Below are 12,482 nucleotides of genomic sequence, written 5' to 3' on the forward strand. Positions count from 1 at the left end.
CGCGCGATGCACGATTCAGCCATGCATATGACGGGCAGCACGCGGGGGGCGTTCGAGATCAGGATCTGCCCCAACGCGGTGCTGGGCATGGGAATTTTCCTTGCGCTGGTGTTTGTCTCTTATCTGGGGCGCAACGGGGTTCTGGTCTTTCTGCTGCTGGGAATGGCGATGCAGGTGCGCAGACTGGATCTGGCGTGGCGCGATATCCGCTCTTATTGGTGGGTCTGCCTGCTGCCTGTCTGGGCTACCGTCAGCTTTCTCTGGTCGGATCATGCATCGCTTTCCCTCAGGCATGGCACGCAGCTTTTGATTACCTTCGTCATCGCCATCACATTGGCAAACCGTTTGTCACCGCTCTTGCTGCTGCAGATGCTGTTTTCGGCGTTGCTGGTTGCAGGCGTTGCCAGCGTGCTGATCGGCGAAGTCAGGCCCGACGGGATCTGGATCGGGATTTTCGATAGCAAGAATTACTACGCCTTCACCATGGTCGCGCTGGTGCTTTGTTCCTTTGCTTTCATGATCGACAAAAGTCAGACGCCGCTATGGCGCATGGCCGGCGTGGTCGGTGCGGCGCTTGGGCTGCCACAGATTTTCATGGCGGAATCGATCGGCGCGATGATTGCGGCGATTTGCGTGCTTATCGCTGCCGTGGCGTTGTTGCGGATACGTGCCCTGCCGCCCGAGCGCCAAGCCCCGCGCATATTCAGTCTGTGTATGTGGATCGGGGGCGCGGTTCTGGTGATGTGGTATTTCTCTGAACCCGCGTTTGAACTGATGTTCGATCTGACGGGAAAAGACGCGACATTGACCGGGCGCACGGACCTTTGGGCCGTGGCGCTGGCAGAGATCGCAAAGGCACCGTTATCGGGCGGCGGTTATCGCGCGTTCTGGGTGGAAGGGAACGCTGCTGCCGAAATGCTTTGGGCGGAATTCTATATCGGATCGAAAAGCGGCTTCAATTTCCACAACCTTTATCTTTCTAACGCGGTCGAGATTGGTCTGGTCGGCGTTGCAGCGCAGATCGCATTGCTGGCGTCGGGATTTATCCTGTGTATCCGCTGGCTGCTGCGGTCGGGCGGCGCTGCGCCGTTGTTCTTTTTCATGGTCGTTTCATTCGTGATCGTTCTGTCATTCGTTGAAGTGCCCGTGTTTTTCGAGTTCGACACATTGTCCGTGATGACGTTGGCCAGCGTGATCTATGGATTGCGTGCATCGCGGGAGCTTCCCAGTTTTTACACCCCCAAGCAGGCAGGCTGGACAGCCTAGCTTTCATTGTTGATGAGGTATCAGATGGAATTCAAATCCTACGCCGACCTTGAAGCCGATGTCGTCAGATTGCTGCCCAGATTACCCCGTGATCTGGACCTGATCGTCGCCATCCCGCGCAGTGGCATGATCCCTGCGACGATGATTGCGCTGCACATGAATCTGCCGTTGACCGATCTCAAGGGGCTTTATGAAGGACGGTTCATCGCGTCCGGACACCGCAACCTGCGCAATACGCTCGACGGGGCAGAGGCAAAGCCGCTGAACGTGCTGATTGTCGATGACAGCGTCGGCACCGGCGCACAATTGCGCGAAATCCGTCAGGAACTGGCGGCGCGCGCGCTGCCGCACCGGATCGAGATTGCTGTGATCTATGCGACATCGGCGGGCGCGCCGCTGGTTGATTACTTTGTGCAGACGGTCCCGATGCTGCGGCATTTCTTTGCCTGGAACGTCATGCATCACGGCGCCATCGGCAAATGGTGTGTCGATATCGACGGTGTGCTGTGCCGCGATTGCACCCCGGCCGAGGATGATGACGCCGACCGCTACGCGCGTTTTCTCGAAAGTGTGGAACCTTTGTTCATACCAACGGCAAAGGTGGGTTGGCTTGTGACGGGTCGGCTTGAAAAGCACCGGGCAGTGACCGAGGCATGGCTGCATCGTCACGGGGTCGCCTTTGACCATCTGGAAATGTTTCCCGCCGAAACCGTTGCGCAGCGCAAGGCGATGGGCGGCGCGGGCCATTACAAGGGCGCATTTTATAAACGGGTCGATGCCGGCTTGTTCATCGAAAGCAGCCCCTATGAAGCGCAGGAAATCGCCAATACCGCAGCCAAGCCGGTGCTTTGCATCGAAACACGCACGATGTTCAAACCGGGGCACGTGACCCAGTTGCGCAAATTAGCCAGAAAAGGGCCGGGCGCGTATCTGCGCTACGCGAAAAGGGTGTTCGACAATATGCGGCAGTACAATCAGAATCTTTCCGCCAAGCGGTCTAGCCCGGACACCAAGTGACCAATCAGAAAATTCCTGAAAGTCCGTGAATATGAATCTAATCCGCCGTGCGCTTACCGCTTTGGATCATAGGGTGGACCCGCCGCAGTTTTTGGCGTCCGTTTGTCGCTGGCCGCATGATCTGCATCCGATCGGGATGGGTTGCGTTCACGCTCTGCCGCTTTTTCACGCCTTGCCGAAAGCCATGCCATGCCCACGAGCATAACAAGATACATGATCTGCCCGATAAATAACGCCGCAAGCGCCATGAGCACCAGCATTCCTGCTGACATGCCGACATACCAGCCAAAGGAAACCGCAGCCGATGTGACCGCGATTGTGCCGATGACGAATGTCATAATTTTCATGACTGACTTTCTTATTGGCTTGGTTTTTGCGAGTTTACAGCATTGTTTACCCCGCCAACCTAATGCGAAAGCCCGTATCGTCAAGCATAACACAACCGAACCCGGCATAGCGACCTGCGGATTGTTTGAGCATGTCGACATTTTTCGCACATCTTTTTATCGCCACTGGACCTTGTCGATGGCCGTCCGCGGCGCGCAACAGGTATTCGGCAAGTCGCCTCATGGGTGTGGTGTATGACAACCCTGGCTGAAACATCTTCCTGCCTGGTGGCAATCGGGGTCTGCACCTTTCGCCGGCCCGGACTGGCGCAGACACTCCAAAGTTTGGCAACGCAGTCCTTGCGGGGGCGGGTGCGCTGTTGCGTCATTGTTGCTGATAACGATGAAAGCCCCTCGGCCTTGTCGATCATTGCGCAGGCAAGGGAAACCCATGATATCGACCTGCACTATGTCCACGCGCCTGCGCGAAATATATCTATTGCGCGCAATGCGTTATTGGACAAAGCGCAACAATTGAATGCACGTTATCTTGCCATGATCGACGACGACGAGTTTGCCGATCCGAACTGGGCGGAAAATCTGTTCGCAACCTTGCGTGATTCTGCCGCCCATGCGGTCCTTGGCCGGATCGTCGCGGAGTTCAGGTCCGATGCGCCCGCCTGGATGCGTAGCGCAGGCCTGCACGACATGGCACCCGAGATTCAACGAGACGGGCGCATCCTGACGGGATATTCAGGAAACATGATGATCAAACTTGATACAGATTGCGTGAAATCGCGGCGGTTTGACCTTGCTCTGGGTCAGACCGGCGGTGAGGATGATACGTTTTTCCACGAGATGGTCCGCGACGGTGGAATGATCGCTTATGCGCCCGACGCGATTGTACGAGAACACGTCCCGGAAAAACGCGAAAAGCTGCGCTTTCTCTTGCCCAGAAACTATCGGTCAGGCCAAACCTATGCCACTTTGAACACCCCACCGGGCGCCATGCGGGTGGTCTACCTGGCGAAGGCGGCAGCGAAGGTTGCCATCCTGACGGCAGCAGCAGGGGTTTTCTTTTGGCACCCTGCCAAACGGACCAGGGCGCTGATGCGGGCGTCGCTGCATCTGGGCGTTTGTTCGCAGGTTCTGGGTGGCCGAATGCTCAGGTTGTACGGAAGCTGAAGCCAGAAAGGCGTTTCTGGTAGCGCGTCAGTCTTGGTGTCACCAGCCACCGACGCCGTTTGGCCCGGTTCACAAAGCGCCTGAGAGAGGCTTGTTGCCACCGGCTGATTGCTGTTAGAGCACAGCGGCGGCATGCGGGGGCGTTGTATCGCGCATTTATCAGGGTTTTGAAAAGCGTGACATCAGCCATGGACCATAGATGAGCGATCTGACAGAAGGTTTCGCCACGGCGGCCCGGCTGGTGGTGTCGCTGGACCCTGCATTGATCGAGATTACGCTGCGGTCGCTTTACGTGACGCTGAGTGCCACGGCAATCGCGTCGCTGATTGGCCTGCCGCTTGGCGCATGGCTCGCGATCACGCGGTTTCCCGCCAGGCGCTATGTCATCGCCGTGCTCAATGCGTTGATGGGGCTGCCGCCGGTGGTGGTGGGGTTGATCGTTTATATCCTGTTGTCACGCTCTGGCCCCTTTGGTGTGCTGGGGCTGCTTTTCACCCCGACAGCCATGGTCATCGCCCAGGTCATCATCATCACGCCGCTGGTCGCCTCTATCGCGCATCAGGCGATGCGGGAACTTTGGGCGGATTACCACGATCTGCTGATCTCGCTGCATGCGTCGCGCAGACAGCGCATTGTGACGCTGGTTTGGGATGGGCGGCGCACGCTGATGACGGCGCAGCTTGCCGGTTTCGGTCGTGGCATCGGCGAGGTGGGCGCGATCATGATCGTGGGCGGGAATATCGACAATGCGACACGCGTCCTGACCACGGCGATATCGCTGGAAACCGGGCGCGGGGATTTTGCGCTGGCGCTGGCACTGGGTTTTGTGCTGATCGGGCTGGCGATCGCGGTCAACCTTGGCATGCATATGCTGTCACGGACCGAACAGGGCAGCAGATGGTGAATTCTTCCGACATTCTGCCACTCAACCTGCAAGACATCGCGGTCCGGCGTCGTGGCAAGCGGCTGCTTGGGCCGGTGTCCCTGACCTTGCAGGGCGCGGGCATCAGCGTGCTGATCGGGCCCAATGGCAGCGGCAAGACCACATTGCTGCGCGCGATGCACGGGATCGAACGGATTACAGCCGGGCATAAGGCGTGGTCGGTCAGCGACGCGGATGCCCATGCGGCACAGTCTTTCGTGTTCCAGACCCCGATCATGATGCGCCGCAACCTGCGCGACAATATCGCCTATCCCCTGATCCTGCGGGGCATGCGCCGGGCCGAGGCGCGGCTTGCCGCCGAAGATTGGGCCGCGCGCGTCGGTCTCGCAGCGGCGCTGCCGCGTCCGGCGACCGTCCTGTCGGGGGGCGAAAAGCAGAAACTCGCGCTGGCGCGCGCGCTGGTGACAGAACCGCAGGTGCTGTTTCTGGATGAACCCTGCGCCAATCTTGACGGGCGGGCCACGCAGGATATCGAAAAGATCCTGCTTGCCGCCTGCGCGGCGGGCACGCGGATCGTGATGTCGACGCATGATCTGGGCCAGGCGCGCCGTCTTGCTGATGAGGTGTTGTTTCTGCACGATGGCCTTCTGATCGACATGCTGCCTGCGGCAGCTTTCTTCGCCGGTCCTGTTTCGCCACAGGCGACGGCTTTTCTGAATGGGGATCTGGTATTATGAAACGCTTTTTATTGTCAGCCTGCTTGTGTCTGTCCGCCTTTGCCGCGCAGGCCGAAACCTTGCGGATCGCGGTGACGACATCGTTCGAAAACTCCGGCCTTGCGGATATTCTGCTGCCTGCCTTGCAGGACGACACCGGCATCACTGCGGAACTGGTGGTGGTGGGCACCGGGCAGGCCTTGCGTCTGGGGGCGGCGGGCGACGTGGACGCCGTGCTGGCCCATGCGCGCGAGGGTGAGGAAGAACTGATCGCCCAAGGCCATGCGACCCACCGGCGCGAGATCATGTATAATGACTTTGTCATCATCGGCCCTGCGGATGATTCCGCAGGCGTGGCGCAGGCCGACGACGCTTTGGCGGCTTTCGGCGCGATTGCAACGGCACAGGCACCCTTTGTCAGCCGTGGCGACAGCAGCGGCACGCATATGCGCGAACTGGCGCTGTGGGACATGGCGTCACTGACGCCAGATCAGGCGTGGTACCGGTCGGTCGGGGCGGGTATGGGAGCTGCGCTGAACACGGCAAGTGCGATGAATGCCTATATCCTCAGCGACCGGGCGACATGGGCGGCGTTTGGCAACAAGGGCGATCTGGCACTGCTGTTCGCAGGCGATGCAGCATTATTCAACCAATACGCCTATCTGCCGATCAATCCGGGGCAGCACAGCCATGTGCGCGCCGATCTGTCCGCAGCGGTCGAGGATTGGCTGACCTCGCCCCGCGCAGCAGAATTGATCGACGGCTTCCAGATTGACGGGATGCAGATGTTCACCTTCAACGCCGTGCAGCCCGACGCTGATTAACCGCCCACCTTTTCATGCGGATCAAAGCCTGCGATCACCACCTCGCGCGTGCGGCAATCGTCGCACATGGTCAGCAGGCGACGGCGGTCGGCACCGGCGTTACCTGCGAACATCCAGTGGTCTTCCAGCTTTTGCATGACCCGTTCGATGCTCGATTTCGTTCCGAACGGTTTGGCGCAGGACGTGCAGGCGAACGGTTCTTCCTGTTTCAGCACACGGCGCGGCGCGGACCAACCGGTGAAATCGATCTGCGGCGTCAGGCGCAGCGCGTCTTCGGGGCAGGTCGCGACACAGATGGAACATTGCACACAGGCGCTTTCGGTAAACCGCAGCATCGGCATGTCCGGGTTGTCGGACAAGGCCCCTGCGGGACAGGCACCGACGCAAGCAAGGCACAAGGTGCAGGCGTCATGATCCAGCAGGACACTGCCGAACGGCGCGCCCTGCGGCAAAGGGATCAAATCTGCGGGCGCGGGTGCGGTGCGGTTCATCTCTTCCATCGCCAACAGCAGCAGACCGCGTTTGTCATCGGGCGGCAGAAAGCCTGACCTTGTCGCACGAGTGGGCGGGGCAGGCCGCCATAGGGCCGCGTCCAGCGCATCAGGATCGTCAATTGCCAGCAAGGCGCAGGCGTCCGGATCATGCCCCGTCTCGATGCAGATGACCGCCATCAGGTCCAGCGTCTCCTGCAACCCGTCCAACGGATGGGCGGGGCGTTCTTTGGCCAGAACGCGCACACCGCTGGCACCATAGGCCAGCGCAGCGGCCATGATTTCCGGCCCGATCTGCGTTGGTTCATTGATCTGCAGCGGGATCACATGCGCGGGCAGGCCGCGCCCGAACCGGGCGCTGGCGTCGATCAGGGCGGCGCCATGCTCGGCATCATGGAACAACAAGACCGGCGCATCCTTGCCGCCCGCGTCGAAATAGGCGGCAAGGCCCGCGCGCAGCCGGGCGGCGATATTGTCGACAACCGGCAGGGCATAGGCGGCGGCCCCGGTCGGACAGGCCGCAGCACATTGCCCACAGCCCGCGCAGATGTTGGGATCAATCGCCACGGTGTCCCCGAATGATGTGATCGCGCCTGTGGGACACAGGTTCAGACAGCGGGTGCAGCCGGACAGCGTGTTGCGCGAATGTGCGCAAAGATCGGGGGTGAAGTTGATGTATTTCGGTTTGTCAAAGGTGCCGACCATCTGGCCCGCCTGTGTCACCAGCCGCGCCAGCGCCACCGGATCACGCGGATCGGCGCGGAAATAGCCGGGCCGCGTTTCGTGGAACAATGGCTGCCCGCCGGTCAGATCGATCACCAGATCACAGGTCGAGATCGCACCGTTACGTGCCGCGTCAAACGCCAGCCGCGCGCGGGACGAGGGCAGGGGGGCTGCATAATCATCGACCGTCAGTTCGAACGCGCCCAGATGCCCTGTCGCGCGCCTGATCCGCCCTTGCAGCACCGGCCATGTGGTCTGCGCACGCGGCGCGACATCGGCACCGGGTGTCAGCAGGACGGTGATATCAAGCGTATCCGACAGGCGTTGCGCGACATCCAACGCGGCCTGATCGCGCCCGAGAATCAGCGCGATGCCGTTGCTTTCCAGACTGACGACATCGAAAGGCGTGGCGGCGAGTTCCCCCATTGCGAGCAATGCAGCCATTTTCGGGTTTGCCGACTGACCATCATCCGACCAGCCCGCCGTTTCGCGGATATTGATGAAATGCAGGGTGCCATCATAGCCCATATCTTCGGCCACCTCGTCAAAAAGCGGGGCTTCCTGCGTGCAGGCGACGGTCACTTCTGCGAAATCACCCAGCGCCTTACGGAAATGATCAAGCTGGCTGCGGCACAGGTGATGCGCGCTATGTGCTTGTCCGCCAAGGGCTTTTGCGTCGATACCCATGCTGCCTTCGCAGTTGCAGATCAGACGGGTTTTGGTTGGCTGGGGCATGATCTGTGTCGCTTCTGGCTAGATATGGCTGGAACTTGACGTGATTAGGTCGATATACGCTGCATTGATCGCAAAGCCTAGGCATAGCTGCGTGAAAATCGGGGAGGCATCATGGTTACGACATCACAAACCCACGGTCTGGGACCTATCCTGCTCCCGCCGCCATACAGGCTGCATCATGGCACAGGCCCGGATGTTCTGGAACAGGCAGTGGCGCTGGCGCCGGATCACGGGGCAGGGACTCTGGTCTGTCATGCTTCGTCGGGATTGCTGACATTCGCCGTGGTGCTTGAGCCGGAACAAAAGCTGGAAGAGGCGCAGATGGCCTTTCCGCTGGGCATGGTGGCGGTGGCCGATGCGCTTGCCGCGCATTGCCCGCCCGAACGCGCGGTGCGGCTGAACTGGCCTGATGAAATCCGCTACGACAAGGCGCGGATCGGCGGTGGGCGCTTTGCTGTGGCCCCCGGCACCGGACCGCAGGACGTGCCCGACTGGATGGTGTTCGCCGCCGAGCTGATCGCGGATCGCGACCATCTGCCCGAACCGGGGCGGTTTCCTGACTCCACATCCTTACAGGAAGAAGCCTTTGACCCGGCAGAGGATATCATCGCGACCTTCGCCAGCTATATGATGCTGTATTTCGATCGCTGGCAGCATGACGGTCTGGATGCCGTGACCAACCGCTATCTGATGCGGATCGACCCGCCGCTGTTGCGTGGCGTTCGCCGGATCGAAGATGACCGGCTGGTCGAAATCACGCCCGCAGGTGGTGGCAAAACGTCGGACCCGTTGCTGCACTCCTTCAACGCCACGGGCTGGCGCGATGCCAAAGGGCCAAAGCTTTGATCCGCCTGCCAAGGACAATTCAGCTTGATGCCTCGGACAAGGTGGTGTTCAGCCTTGCCGCCGATCCCGGTGAGTGGGCCGTGCCGGGGACCTTTCTGTTCTGGGGGCGCAGCCCAGAAGACATGACCCGCAAGGAATCGATTGCCTTTCGTTCCGGGTTTCTCGGCGTCGAAAGTTTCGGCCATTCTACCTTGGTGACGGTGCAAGAGGCGCGCCCGCAGGAGCGTGAAGACATGGTTCTGACCCTTGCCCGCCAGTTGGTGACGCATCTGGGCGCGCCCTCTGTTGACGCTGCGCGCCCCGCTGCGGAAGAAGAGGTCGCGCTGGCAGAAAGCCTGTGCCGCGATCATCCGCTGAACACGTTGATTGCGCTGCACCGCAAACATGACGCGGGCGATATCCGCGAACAGTTCCGCACGCTGAAACCGCGTGATGAAACAGCCTTTTCCGGATCGCATCTGCAAGGTCACGACCGCGCCTTTCAGTTTTTCGAGGAAACCGAGGATCACGTGAATATCTTTGATCTGAGAGGAAAGTCCTGATGCCGGAATTCTGGGTCGCCTCGGGCCATCACCTGACAACATTGGACCGTCACGGGCGCATGTTGGTCACGGATGAACTGATCCTTGCCTGGCTCGCGCGGCCAGAGGTGCTGCCGCCGTCCGATGCCTGTTCCGCCGAACGCGCCCTGCATGCGCGGTTGATGGACCGGCCACGCGCGAAAGTGTCCGAACTGGAACTGATCGCCTTGCAAGATGAGGATGCGCAGGAAAACTGGCGCTTTCTTCTGACCTTGCGCGACCGGCTGATCGCCGCCGGCACCGTGGAGGAAGGCTATAGCCGGATCGTCAAGGACGGCATCACGATCCCCGTCGTATTCATGTCCCAGCTTGTGCAGTTGATTCTGCGCAATGCGCTGGATGGCTGCAGCGATCCGCAGGTTTTGCGCGCGGCGGAATGTTTCTTTCGCCCGCAGCGCAGCCATATTCAGGACGACAATCTGTTCCTGGCGGATGAGGAACTTGTGCAATTGCTGGAACAGGAAATGCATGTCTCACCGCTCACCGCGATGTTGTCGGGTGGGATCGACAGGCTGGACGTGCTGAGCGAAAGCAACGAATGGTCCTATTGGTCGCGGTCGGACGCGCATACGATGGTGCTGAACTTTGGCGGTGACGCGATGGCGCGGGCGGGCATGGCCACGGCGATTGCCGCCTTCCTGCGGCATATGCTGGGGCTGGAATGTGATGTGACGGCGCAGACCTCTGCCGACAACATCGACCTGCGCTGGTTCGTCGGGCTGGATCAGGCGGGCACCGCGATCGGCAACGCCTTGTGGAACAATCAGCTGATGCCTGCTACATTGGTGGGATTATTCCGGCTCGATATCGCGGATCAGGACCGTGTCGCGCCTGATATGCGCGGACAGCCGGTCTGGTTGTTTCTGGGGCTGGGGGCGGATGGCGCGGTGCGGATCAAGCCGCAGAACCTGCTGACGGGTCTGCCGCTTGCCCCGCCCGTGCTGAACTGAGGGAAGACCATGCCGACAAAAACCCTGCGCATTTCGGTTCTGGCCCTGCGGCGGCCTGCGGTCACAAAATGGGGGGCTGGCGAATTGCGCCCCTGTTCGGTGCTGCCCCAAGAACCGGATGCCGCGCCCAACACCCTGCTTTACGCAGACAACGGGGTCGAGACATGGTATCTGGGGGGCCGCGATCTGGTGCTTTATTCTGGAGATACGCTGCATCATCGCGATAATCTTTCTTCGGGCCGTCCGGCGCTCTGGGTCGCCTTGCGTGGACAGGACCCTAAAACAGCCGAGATCGTGAATGTGACAGCCGACCCTTACGAGGGCGAAGGCTATGCCTCTGATCTGGATCTGTTTGTCGAACCGGTGCCGATGCCAGGGGTGATCGCAACGCAGATCGCGGAATTTGTCGCGGCACATCACGTGGATATCCCGTTCAAGAAACGCAAGCGCCACGTGATCGATCCCAACGCCGAACCGCCGCGCGCCCCGCGCATCCTCCAGGATGACGACAAATGGGCGCATAACCCGCGCAAGAGGTAAGCCATGCCAAAACCGCCCAGTGATGACACATCCTTTCTTGGCCGCTGGTCGCGGAACAAACGCGCGCAGCCTGTCGAGGACGAAGCTGTGGCAGAGCCCGAACCAGCGCCCGAACCGGAGACCTTGGACGAATCACTCAGCGATGAAGACATTGCAGCGCTTCCCGCGCTGGACGATCTGACCCCGCAAACCGACATTCGCGTATTTTTGCAAAAAGGCGTGCCGCAGGCTCTGCGCAACGCGGCTTTGCGCCGGAAATGGATGCTCGTGCCGGGGATCAGAGATCACAAGGACCCGGCGGTGGATTACGCCTGGGACTGGAACACACCGGGCGGTGTGCCGGGGGATGGCGCGGCCCCGTCACCCGAACGGGCGGCGCAAATGCTGCGCGAATTGTTTGCGCCACGCCGCGACGCAGAAACCGCGCAGCCCGTTGAAAGTGGGGATGATCAGGACGATGACCCCGCTGAGACAGCCATGGATGTTGCAGCGCAGCAGGCCGTGCCGTCACCGGTCCGACGCGGGGTCGCGGGCGCTGACCCCAGTGACGAGGCAGGCGATCACCCTAAGAAGACGCGCCCTGATGTGGCGGATACGAGCGATGACCCGTTGCCCCTGCGCCGGCGGCATGGCGGAGCCCTGCCGGGATAGACAAACACGACCCCATCAGCAGAAAATGGGGTTGCATCGCTGCAATTCTGTCAAACATTCTGGACACTAACCGCCAGCATGGATAACATGGGGTCAAGTGGTAAGATTTTCTTACCGTGGGGGAAATGAGGCTCAATAAAATGTCGGATAGCCAGCCCGGAACCGGGCGAGCCATTGATCCACTGGAAGCCGCAAGAAGCGAACAATATCGCTTTTTGGCCCGCATGTTATCGGCCAGCCCGGATCAGACATTGTTGGACCATATCGCCCAGTTGCAAGGCGATGCATCGCCTTTGGGCCGCGCTTTTACCGCGCTGGCGGACGGGGCGAAAACCGCTGATCCCGCCCGCGTCGAACGCGAGTATTTCGAGCTTTTCATCGGTGTCGGACGCGGTGAATTGCTGCCCTATGCCAGCTTTTATCAGACCGGGTTTCTGAACGAACGGCCCCTGGCCATCCTGCGGGACGATCTGTCCCGTCTGGGTGTCGCGCGCGCCAAGGGGCGGCACGAACCCGAAGATCATATCGCACTGCTGCTCGACGTGATGGCGGACATGATTTCCGGCGAAATTGCAGTCAGCGATGATATGCAGGCCGCTTTCTTCAATCGCCATCTCGCCCCCTGGGCCGCGCAGTTCTTTGACGATCTGGCGATTGCACCAAGTGCACAGTTTTACAGACCACTGGCCGAGATTGGCCGGTTGTTGACAGATATCGAGGCGCGGGCTTTCGCGCTTGCTGCCTGAAG

The 12,482-nt window shown here is 60.5% G+C and carries 15 protein-coding genes; 13 read left to right on the top strand and 2 right to left on the bottom strand.

Annotated features, from left to right (window positions below):
- Positions 1 to 6: 6 nt before the first annotated feature.
- Both ACK4TM_RS00950 and ACK4TM_RS00955 read left to right on the top strand, forming a co-directional pair.
- Entirely contained in the window at positions 7 to 1,266 is a 1,260-nt protein-coding gene (locus tag ACK4TM_RS00950; protein WP_409695320.1) for an O-antigen ligase family protein, read from the top strand.
- 12 nt (positions 1,267 to 1,278) lie between these two features.
- Complete coding sequence (locus ACK4TM_RS00955; protein WP_409695323.1) at positions 1,279 to 2,283, top strand: phosphoribosyltransferase family protein; 1,005 nt, start codon at positions 1,279 to 1,281, stop codon at positions 2,281 to 2,283.
- Between the two features lie 53 nt (positions 2,284 to 2,336).
- On the opposite strand, the gene ACK4TM_RS00960 is transcribed toward ACK4TM_RS00955, so the two are convergent.
- The gene (locus tag ACK4TM_RS00960) at positions 2,337 to 2,630 is read right to left on the bottom strand and encodes a hypothetical protein (protein WP_409695326.1); all 294 of its coding nucleotides are present in this window, start codon (positions 2,628 to 2,630) and stop codon (positions 2,337 to 2,339) included.
- Here ACK4TM_RS00960 and ACK4TM_RS00965 point away from each other — a divergent pair.
- From ACK4TM_RS00965 to ACK4TM_RS00985, 5 genes are all read left to right on the top strand, one after another.
- A complete protein-coding gene (locus ACK4TM_RS00965; protein ID WP_409695329.1) occupies positions 2,629 to 2,868 on the top strand; it encodes a hypothetical protein in 240 nt (79 codons plus the stop codon). The genes ACK4TM_RS00960 and ACK4TM_RS00965 overlap by 2 nt on opposite strands.
- Positions 2,865 to 3,794: a glycosyltransferase gene (locus ACK4TM_RS00970; protein ID WP_409695332.1), complete on the top strand. Its 930-nt coding sequence runs from the start codon at positions 2,865 to 2,867 to the stop codon at positions 3,792 to 3,794. The genes ACK4TM_RS00965 and ACK4TM_RS00970 overlap by 4 nt, the downstream gene beginning before the upstream one ends.
- A 199-nt stretch (positions 3,795 to 3,993) precedes the next feature.
- On the top strand, positions 3,994 to 4,698 hold the full coding sequence (locus ACK4TM_RS00975; protein ID WP_409695335.1) for an ABC transporter permease: 705 nt from the start codon (positions 3,994 to 3,996) through the stop codon (positions 4,696 to 4,698).
- Positions 4,692 to 5,414, top strand: a complete 723-nt coding sequence (locus tag ACK4TM_RS00980) for an ATP-binding cassette domain-containing protein (protein ID WP_409695338.1) — start codon at positions 4,692 to 4,694, stop codon at positions 5,412 to 5,414. Before ACK4TM_RS00975 ends, ACK4TM_RS00980 begins: the two co-directional genes overlap by 7 nt.
- Positions 5,411 to 6,217, top strand: coding sequence for a substrate-binding domain-containing protein (locus ACK4TM_RS00985; protein WP_409695340.1), 807 nt, complete (start codon positions 5,411 to 5,413; stop codon positions 6,215 to 6,217). Before ACK4TM_RS00980 ends, ACK4TM_RS00985 begins: the two co-directional genes overlap by 4 nt.
- Here the strand turns inward: ACK4TM_RS00985 and ACK4TM_RS00990 are convergent.
- Positions 6,214 to 8,166, bottom strand: a complete 1,953-nt coding sequence (locus ACK4TM_RS00990; protein ID WP_409695343.1) for a 4Fe-4S dicluster domain-containing protein — start codon at positions 8,164 to 8,166, stop codon at positions 6,214 to 6,216. The two genes, ACK4TM_RS00985 and ACK4TM_RS00990, sit on opposite strands and share 4 nt — an antisense overlap.
- 111 nt (positions 8,167 to 8,277) lie before the next feature.
- On the opposite strand from ACK4TM_RS00990, the gene ACK4TM_RS00995 reads away from it, so the two are divergent.
- The 6 genes from ACK4TM_RS00995 to ACK4TM_RS01020 all read left to right on the top strand — a co-directional run bounded on the left by ACK4TM_RS00995 (position 8,278) and on the right by ACK4TM_RS01020 (position 12,480).
- Positions 8,278 to 9,012, top strand: a complete 735-nt coding sequence (locus ACK4TM_RS00995; protein ID WP_409695346.1) for a biotin/lipoate--protein ligase family protein — start codon at positions 8,278 to 8,280, stop codon at positions 9,010 to 9,012.
- The gene (locus tag ACK4TM_RS01000) at positions 9,009 to 9,554 is read left to right on the top strand and encodes a DUF6505 family protein (RefSeq protein WP_409695349.1); all 546 of its coding nucleotides are present in this window, start codon (positions 9,009 to 9,011) and stop codon (positions 9,552 to 9,554) included. Before ACK4TM_RS00995 ends, ACK4TM_RS01000 begins: the two co-directional genes overlap by 4 nt.
- Positions 9,554 to 10,543, top strand: coding sequence for a DUF6352 family protein (locus tag ACK4TM_RS01005; RefSeq protein ID WP_409695352.1), 990 nt, complete (start codon positions 9,554 to 9,556; stop codon positions 10,541 to 10,543). Before ACK4TM_RS01000 ends, ACK4TM_RS01005 begins: the two co-directional genes overlap by 1 nt.
- Before the next feature lie 9 nt (positions 10,544 to 10,552).
- On the top strand, positions 10,553 to 11,083 hold the full coding sequence (locus ACK4TM_RS01010; protein ID WP_409695355.1) for a DUF3305 domain-containing protein: 531 nt from the start codon (positions 10,553 to 10,555) through the stop codon (positions 11,081 to 11,083).
- 3 nt (positions 11,084 to 11,086) lie between these two features.
- On the top strand, positions 11,087 to 11,734 hold the full coding sequence (locus ACK4TM_RS01015) for a DUF3306 domain-containing protein (RefSeq protein WP_409695358.1): 648 nt from the start codon (positions 11,087 to 11,089) through the stop codon (positions 11,732 to 11,734).
- A 125-nt stretch (positions 11,735 to 11,859) separates the two neighbouring features.
- Positions 11,860 to 12,480 (top strand): molecular chaperone, encoded by a 621-nt coding sequence (locus tag ACK4TM_RS01020; RefSeq protein WP_409695361.1) that lies wholly within the window; start codon positions 11,860 to 11,862, stop codon positions 12,478 to 12,480.
- Positions 12,481 to 12,482: the final 2 nt, after the last annotated feature.

This window comes from Yoonia sp. (genome assembly GCF_046292185.1).
Classification (GTDB): domain Bacteria; phylum Pseudomonadota; class Alphaproteobacteria; order Rhodobacterales; family Rhodobacteraceae; genus Yoonia.

What these genes read in the sequence shown, in the direction of transcription:
- ACK4TM_RS00995 (WP_409695346.1), top strand. Translation starts at nt 8,278, where the DNA reads ATGGTTACGACATCACAAACCCACGGTCTGGGACCTATCCTGCTCCCG.
- ACK4TM_RS00965 (WP_409695329.1), top strand. Translation starts at nt 2,629, where the DNA reads ATGACTGACTTTCTTATTGGCTTGGTTTTTGCGAGTTTACAGCATTGT.
- ACK4TM_RS00990 (WP_409695343.1), bottom strand. Translation starts at nt 8,166, where the DNA reads ATGCCCCAGCCAACCAAAACCCGTCTGATCTGCAACTGCGAAGGCAGC.
- ACK4TM_RS00960 (WP_409695326.1), bottom strand. Translation starts at nt 2,630, where the DNA reads ATGAAAATTATGACATTCGTCATCGGCACAATCGCGGTCACATCGGCT.
- ACK4TM_RS00980 (WP_409695338.1), top strand. Translation starts at nt 4,692, where the DNA reads ATGGTGAATTCTTCCGACATTCTGCCACTCAACCTGCAAGACATCGCG.
- ACK4TM_RS01020 (WP_409695361.1), top strand. Translation starts at nt 11,860, where the DNA reads ATGAGGCTCAATAAAATGTCGGATAGCCAGCCCGGAACCGGGCGAGCC.
- ACK4TM_RS00950 (WP_409695320.1), top strand. Translation starts at nt 7, where the DNA reads ATGCACGATTCAGCCATGCATATGACGGGCAGCACGCGGGGGGCGTTC.
- ACK4TM_RS00975 (WP_409695335.1), top strand. Translation starts at nt 3,994, where the DNA reads ATGAGCGATCTGACAGAAGGTTTCGCCACGGCGGCCCGGCTGGTGGTG.
- ACK4TM_RS00970 (WP_409695332.1), top strand. Translation starts at nt 2,865, where the DNA reads ATGACAACCCTGGCTGAAACATCTTCCTGCCTGGTGGCAATCGGGGTC.
- ACK4TM_RS01015 (WP_409695358.1), top strand. Translation starts at nt 11,087, where the DNA reads ATGCCAAAACCGCCCAGTGATGACACATCCTTTCTTGGCCGCTGGTCG.
- ACK4TM_RS01005 (WP_409695352.1), top strand. Translation starts at nt 9,554, where the DNA reads ATGCCGGAATTCTGGGTCGCCTCGGGCCATCACCTGACAACATTGGAC.
- ACK4TM_RS00985 (WP_409695340.1), top strand. Translation starts at nt 5,411, where the DNA reads ATGAAACGCTTTTTATTGTCAGCCTGCTTGTGTCTGTCCGCCTTTGCC.
- ACK4TM_RS00955 (WP_409695323.1), top strand. Translation starts at nt 1,279, where the DNA reads ATGAGGTATCAGATGGAATTCAAATCCTACGCCGACCTTGAAGCCGAT.
- ACK4TM_RS01010 (WP_409695355.1), top strand. Translation starts at nt 10,553, where the DNA reads ATGCCGACAAAAACCCTGCGCATTTCGGTTCTGGCCCTGCGGCGGCCT.